This window comes from Arthrobacter sp. CP30 (assembly GCF_053470025.1).
In genome coordinates this window covers 162,524-188,548 of record NZ_JBQEMM010000001.1, presented here as the reverse complement: position 1 = coordinate 188,548, position 26,025 = coordinate 162,524, and the positions used below count along the sequence as shown (strand labels likewise).

Genomic DNA, 26,025 nt, shown 5'->3' with positions numbered 1-26,025 from the left:
AGTTCGTGCGTGGCTAGTACCTCACCACGGGCGTGACGGTGATGGCGTCCTCGGTGACGTTCAGGTCCGCCGTGAAGTCGAACGGCATGGCCTCGGAGACGTCGCTCACCTCACCGGAGAAGAAGTCCCGCAGCCGGGTGTCGATCCGTGCCCTCCCGCTGAGGGGGGCGAGCAGCCAGCTCCCCCCGCTCGGGGTAATCGACGCCCGGGGGTACTCCTCGATGGTCCAGGTGATGTCACCGGCGAGCCGCTTGTCGGTGGGAAAGGCGAACGGGCAGTTGCCGGGCTGGAAGACCGTCTGCTCCGCGCAGCCGTCGAGGAAGGCGTGCACCTGCTTCTCCACCGCACGTACCAGCTCGGGCGTCGGCTCCAGCGCGAGGGCGAGGGGTTGCGGGGCCTCGACGCCCGTCACGGTCGTCCGGCTTTCGGGAGCGGCGAAGTAGCGGCCCTGGTAGCGGGCGCTCACGGCACCCGGGTAGAACGTGGCCAGTGCGGCGCGGCCGCCCGGCAGGCCGACGTCGACCCCGTTCACCGCTGCCTCCACGCTGTTGAGGGCGGAGACCTCCACTGTCGGCAGGACGGTCGGCTCGAACTCCCAGACGGCGAAGAATCCCCATTCGGTGCCGGTCTGCCGGAGCGGGAACACGCTCGTCGTCTCGGCACCGTCGAGCGTGTAGGTCACGGGTACCTCGACGCGGTCGCTGCCGCTTCCGCGTGCATCCCCCACCTCGATGTCCGTGAGTCCGGCTGTCGCTCGGCGCAGGGCGTCCCCGTCGAGCAGTGTCGGATCGGATCCCTCCGGTACCGAGGCGTGGAGGAGGCCGAGGGCCTCGCCGCCGTCGCCGTCGCGCAACGCGTCGAGGTACAGGCCCACCTGGTGTTCGGGGCCGAAGAGCCTGCTGTTCAGGACCGCGACCGTCGTGACGAAGGCGGCACCGACGAGCATGAGACCCAGCAGCCAGGCTGCGAGCACCTTCACGACCGGGGTTGTCTGCACCTCTCCACGGTACCGGGTGCGGTGAATCAGGCGGGCAGGAAGCCGAGCAGGGTGCCGGTCACCGCGCACGCGAGCCCGACGACGGCGATCACCCGGGTGCCTCGGTAGGGTTCGCCGAGCGACCAGTGGGTGGGCTGTCGGACGTGGTAGTGGATGGTGACGTCCTCACCGGGCGGCGGTGCCGCGGGCATGGGCGCCTTCCGCCCGCGACCCGGGGAGCCACTGGACCAGAGCGCCTCGACGATGCGGTACCGGTGGTCGTGCCAGCGGAGGTAGGGATGCCCCTCGTACGTGAAGGTGATCGCCTGGGTCCTGGTCCAGGATCCGTAGACCAGCCGGATCACGAGGGCCGCGGCGAGCAGCCCCAGTCCCAGCGCCACCAGGCTGGAACTGATGATCTCCACCACGATCATGGGCGCGCGCCCTGCACTGCGGGGATCCGGGACGCCGGCCTCAGTACCATTTCCGCTTGCGGTGCTTGGTGCCAAAGAGCCCGCGCGCGAGTTCCTTGCCGATCACTCCTGCGGCTTTCAGGGCGAGGTCCGCCATCTCGTTCCGGTCCGGCCCGTTGCTGCCGGAGGACCGTCCGGCGTCGTACCCGCCCGCACGGCTTCTGCTGTTGCCGCCGCGGTCCGTCCGCTCGCGACCGGCACCCTGCGCACCCTCGCCCGCGTACCCGCCGCCGTATCCACCCGCGTAGCCACCACCCGCATAGCCGCCGCGTGCGCTGCCGCGCGCCCCGCGTCCGTCCTCGCGCGGCGAAGCGTCGTCGACGGGCCGGCGGTCCCGGTCGCGGGCGGGCCGGGACGGCATGCCGAGGATCTCCTCCTCGATGCGCCGCGCTTCCGCGTCCCGGTCCTCGCGGGCCGTGTCCCGCGTCGCGTCGGCGGCATCGCCCCGCGCGTTCTGCTGCTCGGATGCTCCAGGCTCACCCGGTTCTGCCGTGGTCGGTTCCGGCGAGGGCGTCCCGACCCCCGAGGAGGGGGCACCGGATGCGCCGTCCGCGCCACGGCCGGCGGGATCGGGCAGACCGCGGAGCTTCTCGTACGCGGAGTGGCTGTCGACGGACCGGCTGTAGCGGACGAGCAGCGGAGAGGCGGCGACGACGGCGGCCACCGTTCCCTCGGGTGCCCGGCCCATGACGGACTCGGGGGAGCGGAGCCGCGTCCACGCGACGGGAGTCGGGGCGCCCCGCTCGTTCATCACCGTCACGACGGCCTCGCCGATGCCGGCGGACGTGAGGACCTCTTCGAGATCGTACGGGCTGGTGGGGAAGGTCGAGACCGTTGCGCGGAGCGCCTTCGCATCGTCAGGTGTGAAGGCCCGCAGCGCATGCTGCACCCGGTTGGCCAGTTGTCCGAGGACCTCCGCGGGCACGTCCTTCGGCGTCTGCGTCACGAAGAAGATGCCGATCCCCTTGGACCTGATGAGCCGGACCGTGGCCTGGATCGACTCGCGGAACGCCTTCGACGAGCCCGTGAACAGCAGGTGCGCCTCGTCGAGGAAGAACACGAGGCGTGGCTTGTCGAGATCGCCGACCTCGGGCAGCTCGGCGAACATGTCGGCGAGCAGCCACATCAGGAATGTGGAGAACAGGCGCGGCTTCTGCTGCACCGTCACAAGCTCCAGGGACGTGATGATGCCCCGCCCGTCGGTGTCCGTCCGCAGGAGGTCGGCGGTGTCGAACTCGGGTTCGCCGAAGAACGCGTCCATGCCCTGCGCCTCGAGCGTCACGAGTTCGCGGAGGATGACGCCGGCCGTCGCCTTCGAGAGGCCGCCGAGAGCCTCGAGCGCTTCCTTGCCCTCGTCCGAGGTGAGGAAACTGATCACGGCCCGGAGGTCCGCCAGGTTGTAGAGCTCCAGTCCGTTCTTGTCCGCGTAGTGGAACACGAGCTGCAGGCTGGACTCCTGCGTCTCGTTGAGGTCCATGACGCGGCTGAGCAGCAGCGGGCCGAAGGAGGAGATCGTGGCACGCACGGGAATGCCGCCACCGTCACCACCCAGGGAGAGGAATTCGACGGGGAAGCCCGTGGGCGTCCAGTCCTGCCCCACCCCGGCGGTCCGCTTCGTCAGCCGCTCCGTGGCCGTTCCCGGAGTGGTCAGTCCGGTGAGGTCGCCCTTGATGTCGGACAGGAAGACGGGCACGCCCTGCGCCGAGAGCTGTTCCGCCATGACCTGCAGTGTGACCGTCTTGCCGGTGCCCGTGGCACCGGCGATCAACCCGTGTCGGTTCATCATAGCCAGCGGCAGGCGTACCTGCGCTCCGGCGTCGAGCACGCCGTCCACGAGGGCAGCGCCCAGGTGGAGGGTGGGCCCCTCGAAGACGTATCCGGCAGTGATGGCGGCGGACTGGGCGGCGCCGTCGTGTTCGACCATAGGGTCAGACTACACAGCAGGACCGGCACCCCTGCGGGTGCCGGTCCTGCTCACGGATGCTCGGGTGCGCGCCACCGCGCAGCCGGTCAGCCTGCGGAGTGCCTGCCCCCGGCGGCCGTGGCGCCGCCGGACCGGCCGGTACCGGCGTCGACGGGCGAGCCGCCCGCCTGCCCGGAGGGCCCACTGCCGAAGCCACCACCGTGACCCTGGCCGTCTCCCGACTGCTGCGCGTTCGCGAGCTCCTCCGCACGCTCCTCCGAGGCCTCACGGGTGAGCTCGGCGCCCGCTTCGGCGTCGCGCGTCAGGTTCTCGCCCGTCTCGGCGTCGAACAGGTGGAGCTTACGGGTGTCGAGCCAGATCTCGGCCTCACGGCCTCCACGGATGCGGCTGGCGGCATCGAGCGTGACGACCACCTGCGGGCGCAGTTCGTCGGCGTCCATGTCCCGGGCGAGGCTGTTGAGCAGCTCCCGCATCTCGGGCGCCGGATCGAAGTTGATGTACCCGTACTGCTCGTTGCCGAGCCACTCCGTGTGCGTCAGGGTCGCGGTGAACGTGGAACCGTTGGACATCTTGTGGTCCTCGACGAGCTTCGCGTCCTCGAAGAACTCGGGACGCACGCCGACGAGCACCACCTTCTTGCCGGCTGCCTTCGCCGCCTTGTCCTCGGGGATCTGCAGGTCACCGATGGCGGTCTTCAGGGTGGTGCCCTCGAGCGTGGCCGGCAGGAAGTTCATCGACGGCGAGCCGATGAAACCCGCGACGAACAGGTTCACGGGCTGCTCGTAGAGCTCGCGGGGCGAGGCGATCTGCTGCAGTTCGCCCTTCTTGAGGACGGCCACGCGGTCGCCGAGGGTCATGGCCTCCGTCTGGTCGTGCGTCACGTAGACCGAGGTCACCCCGAGCCGGCGCTGCATCTGCGAGATCTCCGAACGCATCTGGCCCCGGAGCTTCGCGTCCAGGTTGGAGAGCGGCTCGTCGAACAGGAACGCGTCCGCCTGCCGGACGATCGCGCGACCCATCGCGACACGCTGCCGCTGCCCGCCCGAGAGATTCGCCGGCTTGCGCTGCAGGTGGTCGGTGAGCTCGAGTGTCGCGGCCGCCTCCGTGACCAGCTTGTCCACCTGGTCCTCGGAGTGCTTGCCCTTGGCGAGGCGCAGCGGGAAGGCGATGTTCTCGTACACGGTGAGGTGCGGGTACAGCGCGTAGTTCTGGAACACCATCGCCAGGTTGCGGTCGCGCGGCGCCTTGTCGTTGACGCGCTGCCCGTCGATCAGGAGGTCGCCGTCGGTGATGTCCTCGAGGCCCACGATCATGCGCAGCAGCGTCGACTTCCCGCAGCCCGACGGACCCACGAGGATGATGAACTCCCCGTCGGCGATGTCGATGCTCACGTCGTTGACGGCAGGGAACCCGTCGCCGTACTTCTTGACCAGGTGGTTGAGGGTGATTGAAGCCATGGTGCGAATCCTTTACTGAAACCGGGGGCGTTAGCCCTTGACGGCGCCGGAGGTCAGGCCTGAGACGATCTGGCGTTGGAAGAGCAGGACCAGGAGGACGATCGGGATGGTGACGATGATCGCCGCCGCCGAGATGGCCCCCGTCGGTGCCTCGAACTGGGAGGCCCCGGTGAAGAACGCGAGTGCCGCCGGGACCGGCCGCGCCGCTTCCGTCGACGTCAGCGAGATCCCGTACACGAAGTCGTTCCAGGCGATGAAGAAGGCGATGATCGCCGTCGTGAACACGCCGGGTGCGGCCAGCGGGACGATGGCCTTGCGGAACGCCTGCCACGTCGTCGCGCCGTCCACCTGCGCCGCCTGCTCCAGCTCCCAGGGGATCTGCCGGAAGAACGCGGCGAGGGTCCAGATGGAGATGGGGAGCGTGAGTGACAGGTACGGGATGATGAGCCCGAGCCAGGTGTCGTAGAGGCCGATGGTCCGCCACAGGTTGAAGAGCGGCGTGACGATCGAGATGACCGGGAAGATCGAGACCGCCAGCGCGGTGGTCAGGACCAGCTTCTTGCCGGGGAAGTCCAGCCGGGCGATCGCGTAGGCGCAGAGGGTGGCGAGGACGACGGCGATGAACGTCGCGATCAGAGAGATGCCGATCGAGTTGCGGAGCGCCGAGAGGAACAGACCCTGGGCGTCGCCGACCAGGATCTGCTCGTAGTTGCTCGTGGTCGCGGCGCCCGACGACGGGAGGAACTTCCCGCTCGTCAGGTCACTGGGGCTCTTGAAGGACGTCGCCAGGATCGAGAGCACCGGGAAGAGTGCGTAGATCAGGACGAGGACGGTCACGATGGCCCAGAGGACCTTGTTCTTCGTGCTGGAGTTCGTCATCACTTTCCTCCCTGGGATCCGGCGAGATCCACCTTGAAGAGCTTGATCGCCACGAAGCAGATCAGCAGGACGCACAGGAAGAGGAGCACGGAGACCGCCGAACCGAGGCCGATCTCGAGCCGGCTGATGGATTGCCGGTAGGCGAGCAGGGAGAGCACTTCCGTGCCGTACGCGCCGTTGGTCATGATGAACACGTTGTCGAAGATTCGGAAGGCATCCAGCGCCCGGAAGAGCACGGCGACCATGATCGCGGCCTTCATGTTCGGGACGATGACCTTGCGCATCTGCTCCCACCATGTCGCACCGTCGACCTTCGCTGCCTCCGTGAGTTCGTCGGGGACCTGGGCGAGCCCCGCCAGCAGGAGCAGTGAGATGAACGGCGTGGTCTTCCAGATCTCCGAGGCCATGATGACGAACAGCGCGGTGCCGCCCTGGGCGAACCAGTTCAGGTTCTCGTCGATCCCGGGGAGCCAGGCGAACCAGGAATTGATGTAGCCGGAGTTGATGTCGAAGGCATAGAACCAGGCGAAGGCCGAGACGACGGTGATGATGCCGTAGGGAACGAGGATCGCCGTGCGCAGGAGCCCGCGGACCGATTTCAGCGCCTTGTGCATCACGAGGGCGAGCGCGAAGCCGAGGACCAGTTCGACGAGGACCGTCACCACCGTGATGAACACCGTGGTCCACAGGCCCGACCACCAGACGGGGTCGGACAGGATGACCGCGTAGTTGCCGAGGCCGATGAACTCGCGTTCACCGGGCGCCGTGAGCCGGAACTTGAAGAGACTCTCATAGATGGCCTGCAGGATCGGGTAGAGCGTCACCAGCAGCATGATGATGAACGCGGGACCGGCGAGGATCCAGCCGAGCCGCCGTTCCGCGCGGACGCGGTCGCTGTACTGCTTCGGCGCCTTCCTGGTCTTCGTGCCCGTGTCGTCCCGGCTGAGCCGCGGGCCGGGTTCGGTCGACGACGCCGTCGTCGTCTTGGCGGGAATGGCGGAGGTCACAGGAGTTGCTCCCCTCTGAGGACCGATGTGATGAAGTTGCTCGACGTCTCCGGGGTGTTCTCCGGATCGACGGCGGACGGCGGTGCCCAGGTCTGCTGGATGCCGGTGGAGACCTCGTTGTAGAACGGGGTCTGGGGACGGGGGGCTGCGACCTGGAGGGAGTCCCTGATGGTCTCGGCCATCGGGAAGCTCTCCTCGATGCGGGGGTCCTCGTACGCCTCCGTGTTGGACGGCGGGTTGCCGTTGGTCACGAAGTACTCGGACTGGTTCTCGACCGAGACGATGCACTGGACGGCTTCGTAGGCGAGCTCCGGGTTGTCGCTCTCCGCGCCGACGCCGAGATTGATGCCACCGAGCGGGGGAGCGGCCTCCTGGTCCTCGGACATCCGGGGGAAGACGCCCCACCCGATGTCGTCCAGGACCGCCTGGTCCAGCGTCCCCGCCTCGACGGCCGCCGTGGTGGCCGGCCAGACGAAGGGGTAGTTGACCATGAAGGAGCCGGAGTCGCCCTGGAAGGCGATGAGTGAACCGTTCTCGTCCTGGGTGGGCAGGCCTGCCCCGCCCAGTCCGTCCTTGCCGATGGTGGAGATGACGTCTGCCGCCGCCTTGCCCGCATCGGAGTCGAGCCCGAGCTCGATGGTGTCCGCGGTGGCCTCGGGATCCACGATGATGGACCCGCCCGCGGACTCGACGAGCGCGTTGACCCAGACCGTCATGGATTCCGCCTGGGCGCCCTGCACACCGAGCGACTTGTCCTGCGTCCGGGCCGCCTCCATGATCTGGTCCCAGGTGACCGGCTTGCTCATGTCGAGGCCCGCGGCCTCGGCCACGGACTTCCGGTACCACATGATCTGGGTGTTGGCCCAGAACGGGACGGTGACGAGCTCGTCCTTCCAGGTGGCGCCGGCGAGGGCGCCCTCGACCACGTTCTCGGTGGTGCTCTGGGCGACGTCGTCCGGCACGGGGGCGAGGAAGCCCGGTTCGGCCAGTTCGGGGATGAAGGGGGGATCGAGACTCATGATGTCGAGCGAGCTGTCACCGGCGGCGAGGCGTCGTGCGAGCTGCTCGCGCTGGGAGGCGGCGTCACTCGGGAGGAGCGAGGTCTCGATGGTGTAGCGGCCGCCGGATTCTTCGCTGCACTTCTGCGCGATGGCGGCCTGCCCGCCGGCGTCCGGGTTGATGTACCAGGTGAGCGCGTTGTCCGACTGCGCGGGCCCGCATCCGCTCATCACGAGCGTACCCATCACCATGCCCGCCACGACGGTCGCTGTGCGACGGCTGTTCACGGCACTGCGTGTTCTTCGACTTATCGGCATTCGTACCGAGCCTCCACATCCTCGTAGACAACCCGGCTGACGGTTCACGCGAATCGACAGCCTAAGCAAGCTTGCTTTTTGACCCTAAGCCCTGCCGACACAAATCGCTAGGCGGGGGATCGATGATCGTGCAACGGCCGGGGATGCCGATGAGGCGGGATGCGCGTGCAGCGTCACCGGGAAGGCGGACGGAGGTGGTGCGCAGTCCTCAGGCGGGCAGTGCCGAGTTGTCGAGGGCGAAGGGGGGACGCTCCATGCCCGCGGTCACGGCTTCCGCGGGATCGGTGCCGAGGTCGACGATGGCGTTGTCCGCATCCACGTGCACCACGGTGGGCAGGAAGGAGCGTGCTTCCTCGGTGGTCATCTGCGCGTAGGTGATGAGGATGACGAGGTCCCCGCGATGGACGAGGTGGGCGGCTGCACCGTTGATGCCCAGGACTCCGGAGCCGCGCTCGCCGGCGATGGTGTAGGTCTCCAATCGCGCACCGTTGGTGATGTCGACGATCGACACCAGTTCGCCGGGCAGGATGTCCGCGGCTTCCAGGAGATCGAGGTCCACGGTGACCGAGCCCACGTAGTGCAGGTCCGCGTGGGTGACGGTGGCGCGGTGGATCTTGGACTTGAACATGGTGCGATTCACCGCTCAAGGATACTGCCGATGCCGGGCCCGGGACGGGGCGGGAAGGGTGTCCTTGCGCACACGGTGCACGTCGACGGAAGGCGCCCGTGAAGGACGAGAGCGGGCGACGGGAATCGAACCCGCGTATCGAGCTTGGGAAGCTAGCGCTCTACCATTGAGCTACGCCCGCACGGCAGTTGAAACCGCTCCATCACCTTACAACAGTCTCAGGGCGGGCCGTGACCGGCGCCGTCCGTCCCCTCCGCCCGTGCCCGCTCGATGAGTTCGCGCCAGGATTCGTCGATGCGCCCCTCGCCGATGGTGACCTCGGTGTAGCCGATGGAGATGCGGTAGGTGAAGCGGTCCCGCTGCTGGCCCGGCCCGCGCTCGGAGGGGTGCGGCATCGGCGCTGCTGCGTCGACGGAGTCCGCCCCCGACGCGGCCTGCGCGCAGTCGACCAGCGGCCCGGCCCCGTCCGCGGATCCGCTGTCCGCGCGTCCGTGGTCCGTCGCCGTACCGGCCTCCGCCTCGGCCAGGGGGAGCCAGCGTTGCTCCGCCTCCGTGCGGCTCACCTCGAGACTCCAGGTGCGCGTGAGGCCGCCGAATCCGCCGGAGCGCGTGATCTCGATCCTCACCGCAGGACGCCGACCCGGGTCCAGGCGTCCGCGACGGCCCCGGCTTCGCGGCTGTCCGGGCCGAAGCGTCGGCCCGCGGCGTCCTGCGTGGCCTGCGCGAAGGTGGGGAAATCACAGTCCGGGGGGATGGTGCCGCTGAGTACGGCGTCGTACCAGATGCGCCCCACGCCCGTCCACGCCTCGCCGCCCAGCGCCGTGGCGGCGAGGTAGAACGCGTGGTTGGGGATGCCGGAGTTGATGTGCACTCCTCCGTTGTCCGACGTCGTCTCGACATAGTCCGCCATGGTGGCCGGCTGCGGGTCCTTGCCGAGGACGTCGTCGTCGTAGGCGGTGCCCGGTGCCTTCAGTGAGCGCAGCGCCTCGCCGCGCACCGAGGGGGTGAAGATGCCCGCCCCGACGAGCCACGTGGCCGATGCGGCGTCTTGCCCGAGATCGCGCTGTTCCACGAGCACGCCGAAGACGTCGGAGAGTGATTCGTTGAGGGCGCCCGACTGGCCCTGGTACTCGAGGTTGGTGGAGTACTGGGTGAAGCCATGCGTCAGTTCGTGGCTGATGACCGTGAGCGACGCCGTGAAGCGGCCGAAGATCTCGCCGTCGCCGTCACCGAAGACCATGCGTTCGCCGTCCCAGAACGCGTTGTCGTAGCTCGAGCCGTAGTGGACGGTGGCATCGAGGCGCTTCCCTGCTCCGTCGATCGAGGACCGCCCGTACTCCTCGCTGAACAGGCGGTAGGTGGACCCGAGCCCGTCATAGGCCTCGTCCGCGGCGACATCACCGGTGGGGGGTGCTCCCTCCGCGCGGACGACCTCGCCCGGGAGCTCCTCCCGACCGCCGGCGTCGTGGATGCGTCGGGTGAGGCTGCCGGCGATCGCCGAGCCGCGACGCACCGGGGCGCGCAGGGCCTCGGACCGCTCGCGGAGGACCGGGTCCAGTTCCAGGAGGGCGTGCCGCGCGGCGGTGGACGCGCCGGAGAGGCGGGGGTCCTGCAGGGCGGCGAGCCGGGTGAGCAGGTGTGGCGGGACGATGCCGCAGTGGATTCTCTGCATGGGGGCCTCCTCGGATTGGTCCCACCGTAGACCCGTGGTCCGACATTCGGGCCCGCCCGGTGGCCCGTAGTCTTTCCGGATGAGCGTGCAGCGGAATACCCGTGACCTGGAGCAGGGGATCGAACGGGACTTCTCGGACAAGATGAGCTACGGCTCCTACCTGGAACTCGGGAAGCTGCTCGACGCGCAGCACCCCGTGAGCTCGCCCGAGCACCACGACGAGATGCTGTTCATCATCCAGCACCAGACCTCCGAGCTGTGGCTGAAGCTGGTGCTGCACGAACTGCGGGCCGTGCGGCTGCACCTGCAGGCGGACGATCTCCGGGCGGCCATGAAGGGGATCGCCCGCATCAAGCACATCCAGCGCTCGCTGACGGAGCAGTGGTCCGTGCTGGCGACGCTGACGCCCTCCGAGTACGCCGAGTTCCGCGGGGATCTCGGTGCGTCGAGTGGTTTCCAGTCCTACCAGTACCGCGCCGTCGAGTTCCTCCTCGGCAACAAGAACGCCGCCATGGTCGATGTGTTCGACGCCGATCCTGCAGCGCAGGCCCTGCTGACGGAACTCCTGGGTCAGAGCAGCATCTACGACGAGTTCATCGCCCTGCTGGCCGGGCGCGGGTATCCGGTCCCGGATGCTCTCCTGCATCGCGACGTCCGTCTGGCCCACGAGTTCAGCCCGGACCTCGTCGCCGTGTACAAGCTGGTGTACGAGGACGCCGCCGCGCACTGGGACATCTACGAGGCGTGCGAGGAGCTGGTGGACCTCGAGGACAACTTCCAGCTGTGGCGCTTCCGCCATCTGAAGACCGTGGCCCGGACCATCGGCTTCAAGACGGGTACGGGAGGATCCTCCGGCGTCGGCTTCCTCCAGCGTGCCCTGGAGCTCACGTTCTTCCCGGAGCTCTTCGCCGTGCGCACCGAGATCGGCCGCTGACGCCGCTGTCGGAGCCGTCGTTGACGCCCCGTCGACGCCCCGTCGCCGACGCACCGGGCACCCATGGTGCGGCTGGTAGTTTTGGACGGTGCTGATCTCAGACCGCGACATCCGAGCAGAAATCGCCGCCCACCGGATCGTCCTCGAACCGCACGATCCGCTCATGGTGCAGCCCTCCAGCGTCGACGTGCGCATCGACCGCTACTTCCGGCTCTTCGACAACCACAAGTACGCGCACATCGATCCGGCGGAGGACCAGCCGGACCTCACGCGCCTCGTCGAGGTGGCTCCTGACGAGCCGTTCATCCTGCACCCCGGCGAGTTCGTGCTCGGGTCGACCTACGAGACCGTGACCCTGCCGGACGACATCGCGGCCCGGCTCGAAGGCAAGTCGTCGCTCGGTCGCCTGGGGCTCCTGACCCACTCCACCGCCGGCTTCATCGATCCCGGGTTCTCCGGCCACGTGACCCTCGAACTGTCCAACATGGCGACGCTGCCGATCAAGCTGTGGCCGGGCTCCAAGATCGGGCAGCTGTGCTTCTTCAAGCTGACCTCGCCCGCCGAGCACCCCTACGGCTCGGGTGAGTACGGCAACCGCTACCAGGGGCAGCGGGGCCCGACGGCGTCGCGCAGCCACCTGAACTTCCACCGCACCGACATCTAGGGCGGCCCGTCCCGGCCGCACCGGGACCGCGGCTACGCCTCGGGCACGACGGCGCGCGTCACCTGCGCGGGCGGCTTGACCGGGAGGAGCACGAGGAGTCCGGCGAGCAGGACCACGAGGATCCCGATCACGCCGTAGAGCTGGGACCCGAAGAGTCCGATGCAGAGGGCGAACAGGGTCGGTGCGAGGAAGCTCACGGCCCTGCCGGTGGTCGCATAGAGGCCGAACAGCTCACCCTCGTCCCCGACAGGGGCGAGCCGCGCGAGATAGGCACGCGACGAGGCCTGCGCCGGGCCCACGAAGAGCGTCAGCAGCAGTCCGAAGACCCAGAACGTGGTATCGGAGGTCCACTGCATGCCGAAGAAGGAATACGTCTCGGTGCCGAGCAGGAGGATCGCCGAGCCGGCGACCAGCAGTCCCACCAGCGCTCCGATGATGACGCGCTTGGGTCCGATGCGGTCGTCCAGGAAGCCGCCGACCACCGCTCCGATCGCGGCGATCACGTTCGCTGCGATGGCGAAGACGATCACCATGCTCGGCGAGAAGTCGAATGCGCCGGCCGCGAGGATGCCGCCGAAGGTGAAGACGGCCGCGAGCCCGTCGCGGAAGATGGCGCTCGCGAGCAGGAAGTAGATGGTGTGGGGACTCTCGCGGTAGATGGTCCGCACCCTGCGGACGAGCAGCCCGTAGGAGGCGAGGTAGCCGAGCTGCGCGGCCCTGGCCCGCCGTGGCACCTCCGGCACGGCGAACATCACGGGCAGCGCGAAGGCCGCGAACCACAGGGCGGAGAACACCGCCACGAGCCTGATGTTCAGCCCGTTCTCACTCGAGGCCCCGGCCCAGTCGACGACCGGCTGGATGAACACCACGAGCACCACGACGAGGGCCACGATCCCGCCGACGTACCCCATGGCCCAGCCGAACCCGCTCACGCGGCCCACGGTGGCGGGCGTGGAGATCTGCGTCAGCATCGCGTTGTAGTTGACGCCGGCGAACTCGAAGAAGATGTTGGCGGCGGCGATCAGCGCCACTCCGAGGATCAGCATGCCGGGGCTCGGGAGGACGAAGAAGCAGAGCGCCGTCAGGACGGCGACGATCAGGCTGTTCACGCCGAGCCACAGCTTGCGGCGGCCACCGGAGTCGGACCGCTGCCCGGTGACAGGGGCGAGCAGGGCGATCAGCAGGCCGGCGCCGGCAAGACCCCAGCCGAGGACCTGCGATGCGCGCTCCTCCCCGCCGAACGCCTCGGACGTGAGGTAGACGGTGAAGACGAAGGTCGTCATGACGGCGTTGAAGGCCGCGGACCCCCAGTCCCACGATGCCCACGCGAGGACCGGCCTGCTGAAGATGCGACCGGTGCCTACGGACGGCTGGGGTTCGGGGGTGTCGGCAGGCTGAGGGGCCTGCTGGTAGGTGCTCATGAGCTGAATGCTAGCGCCGCATGACCTGTATCACAGGAGCGCCGCAGCAGGGGATGCCTCCGGGACAGTGGAAGCTTTGACCAATTCCAGTCGATAGACTGGGGGAGCCCGACCGACCGCCACCGGAAGATCGAGACCCCATGCTCACCGTGCTGATTGTGATGTTCGCCGGTGCGCTCGTGGCGCCCGCGCTCTTCGCCCGATTCGGCAGGTCCGCGTTCTTCGTCCTCGCCGCTGCTCCTGCGGGCGGCTTCGTCTGGCTCCTCGTGCAGCTGCCCGCCGTGCTGGGCTCCGACCAGGTGGCCCTCGACGGCGGGAGCGGCGCGCCGCCCTCGGTCACGGTGCCCTGGATCCCCAGCCTCCAGCTCGAGCTGGCCTTCCGGCTGGACGCGCTGGCGGCCGTGCTCTGCATCCTCATTCTCGGCGTGGGCGCCCTCGTGCTGTTCTACTGTGCGCGCTACTTCAAGAGCGACGATCCCGACGTCGGGGCCTTCGGTGCCCAGCTGCTCGCGTTCGCCGCGTCGATGTTCGGGCTGGTCCTGGCCGACGACCTGATCCTCATGTTCATCTTCTGGGAACTGACGACGATCCTCTCCTACCTGCTGATCGGCTACTCCCGGCACAGGCTCTCAGCGCGCCGGTCCGCACTGCAGGCGCTCATCATCACCACCTTCGGCGGACTGGCGATGCTCGTGGGCCTCGTCATGATCGGCCAGACGGCAGGGACCTACCGCATCTCGGAGATCCTCGCCTCGTCGGCGGACCTGGTGACGCGCGGGACCATCATCGACGTCGCCGTCGCGCTGGTCCTGGTCGGGGCCATCACGAAGTCGGCACTCGTCCCGTTCCACTTCTGGCTGCCGGGAGCCATGGCCGCGCCCACGCCGGTCAGCGCCTACCTGCACGCGGCCGCGATGGTCAAGGCCGGGGTCTTCCTCGTCGCCCGCTTCGCCCCGGGCTTCGGCGAGACGGCCTTCTGGTACCCGGTCATCCTCGTGCTCGGGATGACCACCATGCTCCTCGGCGGGTGGCGGGCGCTCCGCCAGCACGACCTCAAGCTCGTGCTGGCCTACGGCACGGTGAGCCAGCTGGGCTTCCTCGTCATGGTCGTGGGGCTCGGCGGGCAGGACGGAGCCCTCGCGGGCCTCGGGCTGGTCCTCGCCCACGGCTTCTTCAAGGCGACCCTGTTCCTGGTGGTCGGCATCATCGACCACCAGTCCGGGACGCGTGACCTCCGGGTGCTGTCCGGCGTCGGGGCCACCTCACCGGCCCTGTTCGCCGTCGCGCTGGTCGCTGCCGGATCGATGGCCGGCGTGCCGCCGCTGCTCGGGTTCGTCGCCAAGGAATCTGTCTTCGAGGCCTTCGTGCACCGGGCCGGGGACGGCGTGGTCGGCACCCTCCTGCTGGGAGGGATCGTCCTCGGGTCCGTCCTCACCTTCGCCTACAGCGCCCGCTTCGTCTGGGGTGCCTTCGCCCTCAAGCACGGGGTACCGCGGACCGACTTCAAGCGCGTGCGCACCTCCTTCCTCCTGGCGCCCGCCGTCCTCGCGGTGGCCTCCGTGCTGTTCGGTGTGTGGCCGCTCCCGCTCGACGCCGTGATCCAGCCCTACGCCTCGCTCTTCCCCGTCGAGGGTGACACGGCGCACCTGGCGCTGTGGCACGGATTCAACCTCCCCCTCCTGCTCTCGGTGGTCACCATCGCTGCCGGTACCGCCCTGTACCTCCTGCGCGGTCCCTTCGAGCGACTGCAGGGGCGCCTGCCGTCCGCCCGTGACGCCGAGGTGGTGTACCGCTCCACCATCGGCATGCTCGACGACGTCGCGGTGGGCGTGACCGGGCGGACGCAGCGAGGCTCCCTCGCCTTCTATCTCTTCGTCATCCTCACCACGGCCGTCGTCACGCCGCTCACGGCCCTGATCGTCTTCGACGCGCCGATGCCGGCAGACTTCCGCATCGCGGATTCGCCGGCCCAGGTCGTGGCGGCGGCCGCGATCCTGGTCGGCATCGTAGCCGCGCTCCGTGCCACCAAGCGCTTCATGGCGGTACTCATGGTGGGCATCACGGGCTACGGCATGGCGATCATCTATGCCCTCCACGGAGCTCCTGACCTGGCCCTGACGCAGATGCTCGTCGAGACGATCGTGCTGGTCGCCTTCGTCCTGGCACTGCGCTCGCTGCCGGCCCGCCTGTGGAACCGCGCGGAGAGCAGGCACCGCCTCCTGCGGGCGGGCCTCGGGATCGCCTTCGGCGGCATCATGGCGGTGATCGCGATGTCGGCAATGGCCTCCCGGAACTCCGCTCCAATCTCGATCGCCTACCCGGGCATGGCCTACGACGAGGGCGGCGGCGCGAATGCCGTCAACGTGCTCCTGGTCGACATCCGGGCATGGGACACGCTCGGCGAGATCACCGTGCTCGCCATCGCGGCGACCGGTATCGCGAGCCTCATCTTCGTCCGCGGGCGGGGGGACAAGCGGCGCCGGGCCGACGGCGTCGAGGACGGCTCGGTGGACCGCGGGCAGGAACCGCTCGACGCCGGTGGGCGGGCCGGTGCCGCGCGTGCCCTGGCGATGAGGTTCGCGGACGTCAGCCGCGATCCGTGGCTCGTCGCCGGTCGTACCCTGGCCCCGGAGCGCCGCTCCATCATCTTCGAGGTCATCACGCGGCTGCTCTTCCACACGATCATCGTGCTCTCCGTCTACCTGCTGGTCGCCGGTCACAACCTGCCCGGCGGCGGTTTCGCCGGAGGCCTCACCGCGGGCCTCGCCCTGGCCATCCGATACCTGGCGGGCGGACGGTTCGAACTGGCGGAGGCCAGCCCGGTGAGCGCCGGAACCCTCCTCGGCGCCGGACTCGCGATCGTGACCCTGACGGCGATCGCGCCCCTGTTCCTCGGCGGGGCCGTCCTGGAGAGCTACATCCTCGAGTTCTGGTTGCCCGTCTTCGGCGACGTGAAGTTCGTGACGTCCACCATCTTCGACATCGGCGTCTACATCATCGTCGTCGGCCTGGTCCTCGACGTCCTGCGGAGCCTCGGATCGGAGATCGACGAACGCGCGGAATCGGACGACCCTGTCGCCGAGGACACCGGGGCCGACGCCCTCGTCCCACCCGCCACCGAGGCAGAGGGAGTACGGCCATGACGGTCAACATCACGCTGATCGTCCTCATGGCGGCCTTCTTCGCCGCGGGCATCTACCTCCTGCTCGAGCGCAGCCTCACCCGGGTGCTCCTCGGCCTGATCCTGCTCGGCAACGGCGCGAACATCCTGATCCTGGCGACGAGCGGCCCGAGCGGGAGATCCCCGCTGTACACCGCGGGGACTCCCGCGGAGGAGTACACCGACAGCCTGCCGCAGGCCCTGATCCTGACGGCGATCGTGATCACCTTCGCCGTCACGGCGTTCATGCTCGGCATCATCTACCGGTCCTGGGTGCTGGGCCGCGTGGACGACGTGCAGGACGATCCCGAGGACCGCAGGGTCGCCGACCAGGACAGCTACGACTACGAGGACGACGCCGACATCATCGCCGACACCACCGAGTTCAGTGAGGCGGAGGATCCGTCCGCCGCTGCCGCCGCCGATCGCACGGGCCGAACGGAAGGACCCCGATGATCGCCGCGGACCTCGCCCCGCTCGCCGTCGTCCTGCCCTTCCTCGGGGCCGCGGTGACCTTCATCCTGATCCGCCACGCCCGGGCGCAGCGGGCGGTGAGCATCTCGACGCTCAGTGTGACGCTCCTGATCGAGGTGGTGATGCTCATCGCCGCCCCGTCCGCCGGCACGCACGCCGTGAAGCTCGGCGGCTGGGAGCCACCCTTCGGGATCGTGCTCGTCGTCGACCAGTTCTCGGCGCTGATGCTCGTGGTGTCCTCCGCCGTCAGCCTCTCGGTGCTGATCTATGCCGCCGGCCAGGGGATGGCGGACGGCGACGAGGACGGGCCGGTCTCGATCTTCCACCCCACCTACCTGATCCTGGTGGCAGGGGTGTCCAACGCTTTCCTGACCGGGGACCTCTTCAACCTGTACGTCGGATTCGAGATCCTCCTCACCGCGAGCTACGTCCTCATGACGCTCGGCGGGACCGCCCCGCGCATCCGGGCGGGCGTGACCTACGTCGTCGTGAGCGTGGTGTCGTCCATGCTGTTCCTCATCGCGATCGCGATGATCTACGGAGCCACGGGGACCATCAACATGGCGGATCTCGCCGTGAAGCTGGAGTCGGTGGACCCGGCGACACAACTGGTCCTCCATCTCATGCTGCTCGTGGCCTTCGGCATCAAGGCCGCGGTCTTCCCGCTCTCCTTCTGGCTCCCCGACTCCTACCCCACCGCACCGGCTCCCGTGACCGCGGTGTTCGCGGGTCTGCTGACGAAGGTGGGCGTGTACGCGATGGTGCGCGTGGAGACGCTGCTCTTCCCGGGTGACCGCATCAACTCCCTCCTCATGGTGGTCGCCCTGCTGACCATGGTGGTGGGCATCCTCGGCGCCCTGGCGCAGTCGGACATCAAGAGGCTGCTCTCCTTCACCCTCGTCAGCCATATCGGCTACATGGTGTTCGGGCTCGCGATCTCCACGCGGATCGGCCTCGGCGCGGCCGTCTACTACGTGGCCCACCACATCATCGTGCAGACCAGCCTCTTCCTCGTGACGGGGCTGATCGAGCGCCGTGGTGGGACGGCGAACGTGGACCGGCTCGGCGGGCTCGCGAAGCTGTCGCCGCTGCTCGGGCTCCTGTTCTTCCTGCCGGCCATGAACCTCGCCGGGATCCCGCCGTTCTCCGGTTTCCTCGGCAAGCTCGGCCTGATCCAGGCGGGCGTGGAACTCGGCACACCCCTCGCCTACGTGCTGGTGGCCGGGGGAGTGGCGACCAGCCTGCTGACACTGCTCGTGATGGCCCGCGTATGGAACCGTGCGTTCTGGCGCAGCCCGGCCGATGCCGAGGACCCTGATCCCATCCTCCTCGCGAGCAAGGCCGACGGCTCGAGCGTCGGGACCTCCCGCCACGTGACCGGCGAGGACACCGGTCGGTTCGCCGGCAAGGACCCCGTGCGGCTGCTGCCGGCGAGCATGACCGGCCCCACGATCGGCCTCGTCGCCCTGGGGCTCGCGCTGACCGTCCTCGCGGGGCCGCTGTTCACCCTGAGCGACGGCGCCGCGCAGGAGATGCTCGACCGCACGCCGTACATCGAGGCCGTCCTCGGAGCGGGGGCCGACCGATGAGCCGGCAGCGGATCCCCCTGATCACGGAGCTTCCCCTCGTCATCTGGTTGGTCCTGGTGTGGGGTGCACTCTGGCAGGACTTCGGCGTCGGGAACCTGGTGTTCGGGGCGATCATCGCCTATGGCGTCGTCAACTTCTTCTATCTTCCTCCGGTGGAGCTGACAGGGCGGTTCAACGTGTTCTGGCTGGTGCCGTTCATCGGGAGGTTCCTCGTCCAGCTCGTCACCGCCAGCGTGCAGGTGTTCTGGCTCGGCCTCACACGGGGGCCGGAGCTACGGAACGCCGTGGTGGCGGTCGAACTGCGGAGCTCCTCCGACTTCCTCGTGACCGCCACCGGGCACGCCCTCTCGCTGATCCCGGGCTCGCTCGTGCTGGAGGTCGACCGCTCGACGTCGACGCTCTACCTGCACTGCCTCAACGTCCTGACGGACGAGGACGCCCAGGACATCCGCGAGGAGGTCCGCGCGACCGAGGCGTGGCTCATCCGCATCATGGGGACCCGGACGGACCTCGATGCACTGCTGGCGGAGGAGCGGGCATGAGCGCCGTGATCTATGTCGTAGGGGGAATTCTCGCGCTGGCCGCGGGTCTGGCCCTCTACCGTGCGGTCCTGGGACCGTCGATCCTGGACCGCGTTCTCGCGCTCGACGTCGTCCTCGCCGTCATCGGCGCGGCCCTCGTGCTGAACATGGTGGTGAACAGGCACCTCGACAACCTGATCCTGCTGGTCACGATCTCTCTGATCGGCTTCATCGGATCGGTCACGGTCGCCCGTTTCGTCACGGACAGGAAGTAGCCCATGGTCCAGGACGTCGTCGTCTCCGTCCTCCTCATCGGCGGTGCCCTCATGTCGCTCGCGGCCGGCGTGGGGCTCGTCCGCTTCCCCGACCTGCTCTCGCGCATGCACGCTGCCACGAAGCCGCAGGTGCTGGGACTGCTGCTCTTCCTGCTCGCCCTCGCGGTGGAGAACGGCAGCTGGCTGCTGGTGCCGATCCTCGTGCTCTGCTGGGTCTTCCAGCTCCTCACCAGCCCCGTCTCTGCGCACATGGTGGGACGGGCCGGATACCGCACACGGCACCTGCGGCGGGACCTGCTGACCCTCGACGAGCTCGACGACGTCGTCACGCGGGCCGCGGCGGCGCCCGGCCACGAGCAGGAGCGTCCCGGATCTCCCGCCGGGGATGCCGAGGCCGGCGCACCGGGCGACGCTGCGACCACGGGGGAGGACACCGGGACGGGCGGTCCCGGTGCCGGTTCTCCCCGACGCGGTGCGCCGGGCGGCGCGACCACCCGGGGCGAGTCCGGCAGATCCTCCTGATCCGCCGCCCTGGCCAGGGAGCACCGACGGGTGACCGGGCAGCGGGGGGTATGGCGGCCGGGGACGGTAAGGTAACTGCTGATCGGGGGGATCGGAACGATGGGGTGGCGATGGGACGGAGCGAGGGCATGAACGGGCAGCGGCGGGAGGCCGTCGTGATCGAGGACGACGCCGACATCCGCCAGCTGCTCGTGATCGTGCTGTCCTCCCGCGGGTTCTCGGTCCACGAGGCCATCACCGGGGCAGAGGGCCGGCGCCTCGTGGAGGAGACGGACCCCCAGCTGATCACGCTCGACCTCAATCTGCCCGACATGGACGGGCTGACCCTGTGTCCCGTCCTGCGTGCCCTGTCCCACGCGCACATCCTGACCATCTCCGCGCGCCCGCCCCAGCTCACCGCCGAACAGTGCCTCGCCGCCGGCTCCGACCACTTCATGGGCAAGCCGTTCAGCCCACGCGTCCTCGGTGCGTATCTCGACGAGGTCCTACCCCGCGAGGGTGCCGCCTGACCCGGGACCGGGCCGACGACTTCCAGGACCGGCACGACGCACGGTAGCGTGTCCGTCAGGTCAACAACGGTTCTGCGGGGGCGCATGCCGGTGAAGAAGAACGTCCCCGCGCCGTCCCATCCTTCTCCTGCCTGGCTCAGCCCTGCTGGTCTCAGTCCGCCCAGCGCTACCCAGGAGTCATCGGCATGACCGTGCAGGGTCCCTACCCGTCGTATCCCATCGACAGCGCCGTCCTCGAGCGATTCGTCGCGGAGACGTCGCCGGAAGCAGTCACGTCCTTCGTGGCGTCCTTCGTCGAGCTCGCTCCGGAGCGTCTGCGGCGCATCAGGCGTGCGTGCACCGCACGGCAGACCGAGCAGGCCGTCATCGCGCTGCTGAGCCTCCGGTCGAGCGCCGCCATGATCGGTGCCGACCGCCTCGTCGAGGCCACGTCGGTGCTCCTGCGTGGACTGCGCACCGTGCCGCGCCCGTGGGCCATGATCGACGACGCCGTGGACCACAAGCTGGGCGCCGCCGTCGACGAGGTGCTGCCGGCCCTGACGGGCCGCGCGGGGTGGACCGCATGACCCGCCCGCGCGCCGCCATCTCCCGCGCCATGGCAGTGTCCGTGTCGCGCGGCTCAGCCGAGGCCGGTGGATCGTCCGCTGACGAGGGGTGGTCGACCAGCCGCCTCCTCACGACGGCGGCGCGCCTGTGGGAGCAGGACGTCAACGAGCGGCTGCAGGGAGCGGGCCTCACCACTGCGGGGCTCGTGGCGCTGCAGGCCCTCCAGGCCGTCGAGCCCGCAACCCAGGCGTCGCTCGCCCGCATCCTGCATCTGCAGCCCCAGACCCTGCGCCGCACGCTGGCGTCGCTGGAAGGCCGGGGCTTCCTGACACGTGGGGCGTCCGCGCGCGCCGGCAGGGCGCTGACCGTCCGACTGACCGATGCGGGGCGGGAGACGCTGCACTGGGCCGCCGAGACGCTACCGGTCGCCCACCGGTCCTTCGGCGCGGAGCCGGGACTGCGGACCAGCCTGGTGGTCCTGCTCGAGGGGTTGGGCGTGCAGCACGCTCCCGGGGCCCCGTAGACCGACGGCGCCACGCATCAGGACCTCGCTGTCGGACGGCTGTCACGGAGCAGGTCCACCGGCAGGCCCGGGGTGGCCGGTCCGGTCTGCGCCTTCAGTGGAGGTGTCGTCGCCAGTAAGTGGGGACACGACCGGCGGGCCCCGGCGCGGGCTGATCCAGAGGCCTGCTCGTGGGCTCCGCGAGCGCCGGACCGTCGACGAACTGCTGCGCACGGTAGTCCCAGAACCAGTCCTCGCCCGGCTCGAAGGACATGGCCACGGCATGACCGGTCCCGGCGGCGTGGGCCGAGGCGTGCTGGGCGGGCGAGCTGTCGCAGCAGCCGACGTGCCCGCAGCCCGCACATCTCCTCAGGTGCACCCACCACCCGCCGGTGTCCTCGCAATCCGCGCACCCGGTGCCCGAGGGGCGTGCCCCGGTGTCGATGGTCGTCATGATCGTCGTCCTTCCACGAGCAGATGGGGGGCCAGATCCTGCAGCGCCGCGCGGAAGACCCGCACGGCGTCCGCGGGCGGAGCGGCCGAGGCGACGAAGCCGTCCGGCCGCACGAGGTAGAGGGTGCCGGCACGCAGCCCGGTGGCACCACCGGAGGTGAACGCGTGGAGCGCCAGACCGAGCTCCTCCGCGACGACGGCGGCCTCGGGAGCATCGGCTCCTGCGCCGTACGCGTGCACCTGCCAGGACGCAGCCCGCAGCGCGTCGAAGTTCCCGCCCGTCCACGGCAGGCGGCGGCCGACGACGGCGTGCCGTCCCCGCTGCCCCTCCCGAGCGCCGGGCATGCAGTACCGGATGCGGACCTGGCCGAGATAGCCCGCGAGCCGCCGCCCGAGGGGCAGGTGCGGCAGGACGGCGACGGCCGGCGGCAGCACGACCCGCGGCAGGTACCGGCGCACCAGCAGGGCGGGGCGCGAGCGTGAGGTGATGCCCCGGAAGACGGCATCCGTGGTGCGCAGCAGCCGCAGGGCGACCGGCCGGCGCTCGGCCTCGTAGCGGTCGAGGATGCGCTCGGGGGCGGCTCGGAGGATCACGTCGGCGAGCGTGAACGCGAGATTGTGCGCGTCCTGCAGCCCGGTGTTCATGCCCTGTGCGCCGACGGGCGAGTGGACGTGGGCGGCATCTCCGGCGAGGAACACGGGCCCCGTCCGGAACCGCGCTGCGATGCGGTGGTGGACCCGGTAGGTGGAGAACCAGCGGGACCACTCGTAGGTGACACCGAAGGACGCTGCGAGGCGGCTCCGCGCGACGTCCTCCGTGACGGCGGGGGCGTCGTCGTCGGAGGCGATCCCGATGAGGCGCTGCCCGCCCCGGCCCTCGCCGTCGGGCCGCATGGGGAAGGCGAGGAGGAACTCGGTGGCGCCCTGCCGGATGTTGACGGAGGCGGGAGCCAGCCCCTCCACTCCCACGGCGTCCACGAGGTAGAAGGTCCGGCGGCTGGTGGTCCCCTCGAAGGGGATGCCGAGGAGTGCCCGCACCGTCGACGATGCACCGTCGCACCCCACCGCGTACCGCGCGCGGAGCGTCCAGGGGCCCGCCGGAGCGTCCCCGCGCGCGACGACACCGCCGTCGGCGAGGTCCAGGGCCACGAGGCGGTGCCGCCAGCGGACGGACCCGCCGAGCGCCAGGAGGTTCTCCGCGAGGATCCGCTCGTTGGCGCTCTGCTCGAGCACATACATGCCGGGGTAGGGGGTGATCCCGCGACCGAGGGTGGTGAGCGGGATGGGCGCGAAGGCCGTCCGGCCGAATCCCTGCCGCATCGATACTGCGCGCACGGCCTGGTCCAGGACGCGCTCGACGACGCCGAGCTGGTCGTAGATCTCCATGGAGCGCGAGTGCACCCCGAGCGCCCGTGACTCCTCCGTCGGCCCGTCCTTCGCGTCGATGACGGCGACCCGGACGCCCAGCCTCACGAGCCAGTTGGCAAGCATCAGGCCGGTCGGCCCGGCACCGACCACCAGGACGTCGACGTCCTCTCCCCGGTCCTCGTGCCCGGTCATGGCTGCCGGATCGCCTCAGCGTCCCAGGACGGTGCAGACGCAGGCGCGGTTGCCGTCGGTGTCCGCCAGGACCGTGAACGACGGCGCCCGCCCGTCGTCGACGACCGTCCCACCGGCGGCGACGGCACCGGCGATCCGCGCCTCTGCGACGTCGTGCGGCAACCACACGTCGAGGTGGAAGCGCTGGCGCGGGATGTCGTGGGCATCAGTGTGCTGGAACCACAGGAGCGGGACGCGTCCGGTCGGGTCGGTGACGTCGTCGCCGTCCAGCGCATCCGCATCACCCGTCAGCAGAGCGGCCCAGAACGGGCCGATCCCCGCGACGTCCGCCGTGTCGAGGGCGAGCTCGACGACGGCGGGAGCAGCGGGATCGGCCAGGAGACCGCGACCGCCGGCGAGGTCGCTGATGCGGCGCGCGAGGTCGACGTCGCGTTCCGTCACGCCCGCGGCGTCGTGGCTCATGAGCAACACGTCCACGTGGGGATAGCTCAGCGTGACGTCGGGATGGTGGTCCGCCTCCTCCGCGAGATCGCCGATGGCCGAGACGAGTGCCACCCCGGTGGCGAAGTCGTGCGTCAGGAAGCGGGCGTGCAGGGCCTGGGCGAGTTTCCGCCAGTCGTCCAGCCCGGCATCGAGGATCTGTTGCGTGCTGAGGATGCTCATGCCGCCAGTATCGTCCGGCACGGCCCCTGGGGAAAGGGCGGGCTCCCTGTCCATGGAGACGATGCTGCCGCCCCGGCCCGGGCGGGACCTACCGCTCTGGTGCCATACTGCGGGGATGTCCCAGAACCGGATCCCCGGTCGCCGCCTCCGCGTCCCGCGCCTCGACCCCGCGCTGAAAAGCCGCATGCGAGCGGCGGCCGTCAACCCGCAACTCCTCCTCGCGGCGAAAGCGGCGCTCGCCGCCGCCCTCGCGTGGACCCTGGCCCTGGCCATCCCCGGGACGCCGTCGGAGTACCCCTACTACGCGCCGCTCGGCGCCCTCCTGGCCATGTACCCCACGGTCTCGGGTACCCTCAAGCTCGGCCTGCAGACCGTGGTGGGCCTGACCCTCGGGATCGTCCTCGCCTACGTCGCGGTCTGGGCGGGGGACCCGAACTGGATCACCATCGGGTTCGTGGTCGGGGCCGGGGTGCTGCTGAGCGGATTCCTCAGGAGGACGGCCGGCGGCGGTTCGGGAATCGCCTCGGCCGGGCTCTTCGTCCTCGTGATCGGGAACGAGGACCTCGGGTACTCCCTGGGCTACCTCGTGCAGACCGTGGTCGGCGTGGGGGTGGGGCTGGCCGTCAGCGCCTTGATCTTCCCGCCGCTCCACCTCAATGACGCCGTCGGCCAGATGAGTCTGCTCCGACGGACCGCGGCCCGGGACCTGCAGCAGATGGGCCAGGCGCTGGAGGAGGACTGGGCGGAGGACGACGCACGGTGGGCGGAGGTGCGGGACGGCCTCTCGGCCTCGGCCCGCAACGCCCGCAGCGCACTCCAGTACGCGGACGAGAGTCGCAAGGGCAACGTGCGCCGACGCTTCCACCCCCGTGACGTCCGGGAGGACTACCGGCACGTCGAGGTCCTCGAAGTGGTCGCCTCGCACACCCTGAACATCACCAACCTCCTGCAGGACGCCCTGCACGGGACATCCCGCGAACGGCCCCTGCCGGTGGCGGTCCGGCCGGCCCTGCAGTCCGCCTTCACGGCCGTCGGGGACGTGCTGGACCTCTGGACGGTGGAGGAGGACGATGCCGCGATGCTCGCCGCGGCGGAACGCGCGCTCCGCGACCTGGAAGCGGCGGCGTACGGGACGTCCTCGAGGGAGGTGCCGTTCGGCGCAGCCGCGGCGATCGGCATGAGCCTCCACCGCATCCTCCAGGCCGTCAGGCCCGACCTGCGACAGGCGGACGGCGTGTAGCGGGAGAGGCGCCCGGACACCGCCCTGCGAGAGAACAGGACGGGCCCCTGGGGAGCCCGTCCTGTCCTCCTGCTCCGCGGTGGTACCCGGAGCGCCCGTGGCTCAGGTCAGGTCGCGGGTCTTCGCGAACCTCTCGATCGCCTGCTGCGTGGAACGGTTGGTGAGCACCTGGATGGTGGTGCTGACCGCTCCGGAGACGATTGCGAAGACCAGGGCCGAGCGCAGCGTGTTCTCCAGTCCGTCCTTGCTCTTCGGGGGCGCCTCGCCCGTGATCTTCTCCCACAGGAAGTCGACGAGCTTGGTGCCGACGAAGCCCGCACCCACACTCATTCCCACTCCGAGCAGCTTGAACACGACGTTCATGGTTTCTCCTTCTCGTCCGGTGGTCCTGTACCTACCCTAGCCGCGCGACGAGGCGCTCGGCAGGGACGGGTCCGCCCTGGCCGCGGGACGGCCGCCGTGGTTCGTCCAGGCCGGTCGACCTGCCCGGGTGCACGCCCCTGCGGTGTAGGATCGGAACGCTCAACCATCACACGACAGGGGAGCGCAGACCCGCAGCACGCTGCCGGGTCGGGCGCTGAGAGTGCGGACCGCCGCAGACCCTCGAACCTGATCCGGCTAGTACCGGCGAAGGGAGTCGAGTTCTCGGAGTGCACGGAC

At 69.6% G+C, this 26,025-nt stretch carries 27 protein-coding genes, 1 tRNA gene and 1 riboswitch; of the genes, 12 read left to right on the top strand and 16 right to left on the bottom strand.

Going from position 1 to position 26,025, the window contains the following annotated elements:
- Positions 1-13: 13 nt before the first annotated feature.
- The 11 genes from ACTIMO_RS00870 to ACTIMO_RS00820 form a co-directional block, all read right to left on the bottom strand.
- Positions 14-997, bottom strand: a complete 984-nt coding sequence (locus ACTIMO_RS00870) for a hypothetical protein (protein WP_235498647.1) — start codon at positions 995-997, stop codon at positions 14-16.
- Positions 998-1,023: 26 nt separating this feature from the next.
- Positions 1,024-1,410, bottom strand: coding sequence for a hypothetical protein (locus tag ACTIMO_RS00865; RefSeq protein WP_448181165.1), 387 nt, complete (start codon positions 1,408-1,410; stop codon positions 1,024-1,026).
- Positions 1,411-1,450: 40 nt separating this feature from the next.
- Positions 1,451-3,373, bottom strand: coding sequence for a helicase HerA-like domain-containing protein (locus ACTIMO_RS00860; RefSeq protein WP_448181164.1), 1,923 nt, complete (start codon positions 3,371-3,373; stop codon positions 1,451-1,453).
- Between the two features lie 86 nt (positions 3,374-3,459).
- Positions 3,460-4,830: an ABC transporter ATP-binding protein gene (locus tag ACTIMO_RS00855; protein ID WP_055767113.1), complete on the bottom strand. Its 1,371-nt coding sequence runs from the start codon at positions 4,828-4,830 to the stop codon at positions 3,460-3,462.
- 30 nt (positions 4,831-4,860) lie between these two features.
- A complete protein-coding gene (locus ACTIMO_RS00850) occupies positions 4,861-5,709 on the bottom strand; it encodes a carbohydrate ABC transporter permease (RefSeq protein ID WP_055767117.1) in 849 nt (282 codons plus the stop codon).
- Positions 5,709-6,716, bottom strand: a complete 1,008-nt coding sequence (locus ACTIMO_RS00845; protein WP_235498648.1) for a carbohydrate ABC transporter permease — start codon at positions 6,714-6,716, stop codon at positions 5,709-5,711. The genes ACTIMO_RS00850 and ACTIMO_RS00845 overlap by 1 nt, the downstream gene beginning before the upstream one ends.
- The gene (locus tag ACTIMO_RS00840; RefSeq protein ID WP_055767120.1) at positions 6,713-8,032 is read right to left on the bottom strand and encodes an extracellular solute-binding protein; all 1,320 of its coding nucleotides are present in this window, start codon (positions 8,030-8,032) and stop codon (positions 6,713-6,715) included. The genes ACTIMO_RS00845 and ACTIMO_RS00840 overlap by 4 nt, the downstream gene beginning before the upstream one ends.
- A 208-nt stretch (positions 8,033-8,240) precedes the next feature.
- The gene (gene panD / locus ACTIMO_RS00835) at positions 8,241-8,672 is read right to left on the bottom strand and encodes an aspartate 1-decarboxylase (protein WP_422390680.1); all 432 of its coding nucleotides are present in this window, start codon (positions 8,670-8,672) and stop codon (positions 8,241-8,243) included.
- A 98-nt stretch (positions 8,673-8,770) separates the two neighbouring features.
- Positions 8,771-8,841 (bottom strand) — tRNA-Gly (locus tag ACTIMO_RS00830).
- Positions 8,842-8,878: 37 nt separating this feature from the next.
- The gene (locus ACTIMO_RS00825) at positions 8,879-9,286 is read right to left on the bottom strand and encodes a protealysin inhibitor emfourin (RefSeq protein ID WP_055767126.1); all 408 of its coding nucleotides are present in this window, start codon (positions 9,284-9,286) and stop codon (positions 8,879-8,881) included.
- A complete protein-coding gene (locus ACTIMO_RS00820) occupies positions 9,283-10,332 on the bottom strand; it encodes a M4 family metallopeptidase (protein WP_448181163.1) in 1,050 nt (349 codons plus the stop codon). Before ACTIMO_RS00820 ends, ACTIMO_RS00825 begins: the two co-directional genes overlap by 4 nt.
- 79 nt (positions 10,333-10,411) lie before the next feature.
- Between ACTIMO_RS00820 and ACTIMO_RS00815 the strand changes: the two genes are divergently transcribed.
- Both ACTIMO_RS00815 and dcd read left to right on the top strand, forming a co-directional pair.
- Positions 10,412-11,266 carry a tryptophan 2,3-dioxygenase gene (locus ACTIMO_RS00815; protein WP_055767133.1) on the top strand — a complete coding sequence of 285 codons (855 nt, stop codon included), beginning with the start codon at positions 10,412-10,414 and terminating at the stop codon, positions 11,264-11,266.
- A gap of 88 nt (positions 11,267-11,354) precedes the next feature.
- A complete protein-coding gene (dcd, locus tag ACTIMO_RS00810) occupies positions 11,355-11,930 on the top strand; it encodes a dCTP deaminase (protein ID WP_055767136.1) in 576 nt (191 codons plus the stop codon).
- Positions 11,931-11,962: 32 nt separating this feature from the next.
- Here the strand turns inward: dcd and ACTIMO_RS00805 are convergent, their stop codons facing one another.
- Positions 11,963-13,351, bottom strand: a complete 1,389-nt coding sequence (locus ACTIMO_RS00805; RefSeq protein ID WP_055767139.1) for an MFS transporter — start codon at positions 13,349-13,351, stop codon at positions 11,963-11,965.
- A gap of 140 nt (positions 13,352-13,491) precedes the next feature.
- Here ACTIMO_RS00805 and ACTIMO_RS00800 point away from each other — a divergent pair, with 140 nt between their 5' ends.
- From ACTIMO_RS00800 to ACTIMO_RS00760, 9 genes are all read left to right on the top strand, one after another.
- Positions 13,492-16,494, top strand: a complete 3,003-nt coding sequence (locus ACTIMO_RS00800; protein ID WP_448181162.1) for a Na+/H+ antiporter subunit A — start codon at positions 13,492-13,494, stop codon at positions 16,492-16,494.
- Positions 16,491-16,967 carry a Na(+)/H(+) antiporter subunit C gene (locus ACTIMO_RS00795; RefSeq protein WP_448181161.1) on the top strand — a complete coding sequence of 159 codons (477 nt, stop codon included), beginning with the start codon at positions 16,491-16,493 and terminating at the stop codon, positions 16,965-16,967. The genes ACTIMO_RS00800 and ACTIMO_RS00795 overlap by 4 nt, the downstream gene beginning before the upstream one ends.
- Positions 16,964-18,574, top strand: coding sequence for a Na+/H+ antiporter subunit D (locus ACTIMO_RS00790; protein ID WP_448181160.1), 1,611 nt, complete (start codon positions 16,964-16,966; stop codon positions 18,572-18,574). Before ACTIMO_RS00795 ends, ACTIMO_RS00790 begins: the two co-directional genes overlap by 4 nt.
- Complete coding sequence (locus ACTIMO_RS00785) at positions 18,571-19,116, top strand: Na+/H+ antiporter subunit E (protein WP_055767151.1); 546 nt, start codon at positions 18,571-18,573, stop codon at positions 19,114-19,116. Before ACTIMO_RS00790 ends, ACTIMO_RS00785 begins: the two co-directional genes overlap by 4 nt.
- A complete protein-coding gene (locus ACTIMO_RS00780; RefSeq protein ID WP_448181159.1) occupies positions 19,113-19,370 on the top strand; it encodes a monovalent cation/H+ antiporter complex subunit F in 258 nt (85 codons plus the stop codon). The genes ACTIMO_RS00785 and ACTIMO_RS00780 overlap by 4 nt, the downstream gene beginning before the upstream one ends.
- A gap of 3 nt (positions 19,371-19,373) precedes the next feature.
- Positions 19,374-19,892, top strand: a complete 519-nt coding sequence (gene mnhG, locus ACTIMO_RS00775) for a monovalent cation/H(+) antiporter subunit G (RefSeq protein WP_082471213.1) — start codon at positions 19,374-19,376, stop codon at positions 19,890-19,892.
- 128 nt (positions 19,893-20,020) lie between these two features.
- Positions 20,021-20,401, top strand: a complete 381-nt coding sequence (locus ACTIMO_RS00770; RefSeq protein WP_162237509.1) for a response regulator transcription factor — start codon at positions 20,021-20,023, stop codon at positions 20,399-20,401.
- A 185-nt stretch (positions 20,402-20,586) separates the two neighbouring features.
- Positions 20,587-20,967 carry an Hpt domain-containing protein gene (locus ACTIMO_RS00765; protein ID WP_448181158.1) on the top strand — a complete coding sequence of 127 codons (381 nt, stop codon included), beginning with the start codon at positions 20,587-20,589 and terminating at the stop codon, positions 20,965-20,967.
- A complete protein-coding gene (locus ACTIMO_RS00760) occupies positions 20,964-21,470 on the top strand; it encodes a MarR family winged helix-turn-helix transcriptional regulator (protein ID WP_055767164.1) in 507 nt (168 codons plus the stop codon). The genes ACTIMO_RS00765 and ACTIMO_RS00760 overlap by 4 nt, the downstream gene beginning before the upstream one ends.
- Before the next feature lie 94 nt (positions 21,471-21,564).
- Here ACTIMO_RS00760 and ACTIMO_RS00755 read toward each other — a convergent pair whose 3' ends face one another.
- Genes ACTIMO_RS00755 through ACTIMO_RS00745 form a run of 3 tightly spaced genes read right to left on the bottom strand, consistent with a single transcriptional unit; the run spans position 21,565 to position 24,125 of the window.
- Positions 21,565-21,903: a UBP-type zinc finger domain-containing protein gene (locus tag ACTIMO_RS00755; RefSeq protein WP_448181157.1), complete on the bottom strand. Its 339-nt coding sequence runs from the start codon at positions 21,901-21,903 to the stop codon at positions 21,565-21,567.
- A complete protein-coding gene (locus tag ACTIMO_RS00750) occupies positions 21,900-23,462 on the bottom strand; it encodes an FAD-dependent monooxygenase (RefSeq protein WP_448181156.1) in 1,563 nt (520 codons plus the stop codon). Before ACTIMO_RS00750 ends, ACTIMO_RS00755 begins: the two co-directional genes overlap by 4 nt.
- Positions 23,463-23,477: 15 nt before the next feature.
- On the bottom strand, positions 23,478-24,125 hold the full coding sequence (locus tag ACTIMO_RS00745) for a 4a-hydroxytetrahydrobiopterin dehydratase (RefSeq protein ID WP_448181155.1): 648 nt from the start codon (positions 24,123-24,125) through the stop codon (positions 23,478-23,480).
- Between the two features lie 115 nt (positions 24,126-24,240).
- On the opposite strand from ACTIMO_RS00745, the gene ACTIMO_RS00740 reads away from it, so the two are divergent.
- Entirely contained in the window at positions 24,241-25,365 is a 1,125-nt protein-coding gene (locus tag ACTIMO_RS00740) for an FUSC family protein (RefSeq protein WP_448181154.1), read from the top strand.
- A gap of 102 nt (positions 25,366-25,467) precedes the next feature.
- Here the strand turns inward: ACTIMO_RS00740 and ACTIMO_RS00735 are convergent, their stop codons facing one another.
- Positions 25,468-25,728 carry a DUF4235 domain-containing protein gene (locus tag ACTIMO_RS00735; RefSeq protein WP_055767179.1) on the bottom strand — a complete coding sequence of 87 codons (261 nt, stop codon included), beginning with the start codon at positions 25,726-25,728 and terminating at the stop codon, positions 25,468-25,470.
- Positions 25,729-25,893: 165 nt separating this feature from the next.
- Positions 25,894-26,018: riboswitch (TPP riboswitch) on the top strand.
- The last annotated feature ends 7 nt before the right edge of the window (positions 26,019-26,025 follow it).

What these genes read in the sequence shown, in the direction of transcription:
- ACTIMO_RS00865 (WP_448181165.1), bottom strand. Translation starts at nt 1,410, where the DNA reads ATGATCGTGGTGGAGATCATCAGTTCCAGCCTGGTGGCGCTGGGACTG.
- ACTIMO_RS00860 (WP_448181164.1), bottom strand. Translation starts at nt 3,373, where the DNA reads ATGGTCGAACACGACGGCGCCGCCCAGTCCGCCGCCATCACTGCCGGA.
- ACTIMO_RS00855 (WP_055767113.1), bottom strand. Translation starts at nt 4,830, where the DNA reads ATGGCTTCAATCACCCTCAACCACCTGGTCAAGAAGTACGGCGACGGG.
- ACTIMO_RS00850 (WP_055767117.1), bottom strand. Translation starts at nt 5,709, where the DNA reads ATGACGAACTCCAGCACGAAGAACAAGGTCCTCTGGGCCATCGTGACC.
- ACTIMO_RS00840 (WP_055767120.1), bottom strand. Translation starts at nt 8,032, where the DNA reads ATGCCGATAAGTCGAAGAACACGCAGTGCCGTGAACAGCCGTCGCACA.
- ACTIMO_RS00820 (WP_448181163.1), bottom strand. Translation starts at nt 10,332, where the DNA reads ATGCAGAGAATCCACTGCGGCATCGTCCCGCCACACCTGCTCACCCGG.
- ACTIMO_RS00815 (WP_055767133.1), top strand. Translation starts at nt 10,412, where the DNA reads ATGAGCGTGCAGCGGAATACCCGTGACCTGGAGCAGGGGATCGAACGG.
- ACTIMO_RS00805 (WP_055767139.1), bottom strand. Translation starts at nt 13,351, where the DNA reads ATGAGCACCTACCAGCAGGCCCCTCAGCCTGCCGACACCCCCGAACCC.
- ACTIMO_RS00800 (WP_448181162.1), top strand. Translation starts at nt 13,492, where the DNA reads ATGCTCACCGTGCTGATTGTGATGTTCGCCGGTGCGCTCGTGGCGCCC.
- ACTIMO_RS00795 (WP_448181161.1), top strand. Translation starts at nt 16,491, where the DNA reads ATGACGGTCAACATCACGCTGATCGTCCTCATGGCGGCCTTCTTCGCC.
- ACTIMO_RS00790 (WP_448181160.1), top strand. Translation starts at nt 16,964, where the DNA reads ATGATCGCCGCGGACCTCGCCCCGCTCGCCGTCGTCCTGCCCTTCCTC.
- ACTIMO_RS00785 (WP_055767151.1), top strand. Translation starts at nt 18,571, where the DNA reads ATGAGCCGGCAGCGGATCCCCCTGATCACGGAGCTTCCCCTCGTCATC.
- ACTIMO_RS00780 (WP_448181159.1), top strand. Translation starts at nt 19,113, where the DNA reads ATGAGCGCCGTGATCTATGTCGTAGGGGGAATTCTCGCGCTGGCCGCG.
- mnhG (WP_082471213.1), top strand. Translation starts at nt 19,374, where the DNA reads ATGGTCCAGGACGTCGTCGTCTCCGTCCTCCTCATCGGCGGTGCCCTC.
- ACTIMO_RS00770 (WP_162237509.1), top strand. Translation starts at nt 20,021, where the DNA reads ATGAACGGGCAGCGGCGGGAGGCCGTCGTGATCGAGGACGACGCCGAC.
- ACTIMO_RS00765 (WP_448181158.1), top strand. Translation starts at nt 20,587, where the DNA reads ATGACCGTGCAGGGTCCCTACCCGTCGTATCCCATCGACAGCGCCGTC.
- ACTIMO_RS00760 (WP_055767164.1), top strand. Translation starts at nt 20,964, where the DNA reads ATGACCCGCCCGCGCGCCGCCATCTCCCGCGCCATGGCAGTGTCCGTG.
- ACTIMO_RS00755 (WP_448181157.1), bottom strand. Translation starts at nt 21,903, where the DNA reads ATGACGACCATCGACACCGGGGCACGCCCCTCGGGCACCGGGTGCGCG.
- ACTIMO_RS00750 (WP_448181156.1), bottom strand. Translation starts at nt 23,462, where the DNA reads ATGACCGGGCACGAGGACCGGGGAGAGGACGTCGACGTCCTGGTGGTC.
- ACTIMO_RS00745 (WP_448181155.1), bottom strand. Translation starts at nt 24,125, where the DNA reads ATGAGCATCCTCAGCACGCAACAGATCCTCGATGCCGGGCTGGACGAC.
- ACTIMO_RS00740 (WP_448181154.1), top strand. Translation starts at nt 24,241, where the DNA reads ATGTCCCAGAACCGGATCCCCGGTCGCCGCCTCCGCGTCCCGCGCCTC.
- ACTIMO_RS00735 (WP_055767179.1), bottom strand. Translation starts at nt 25,728, where the DNA reads ATGAACGTCGTGTTCAAGCTGCTCGGAGTGGGAATGAGTGTGGGTGCG.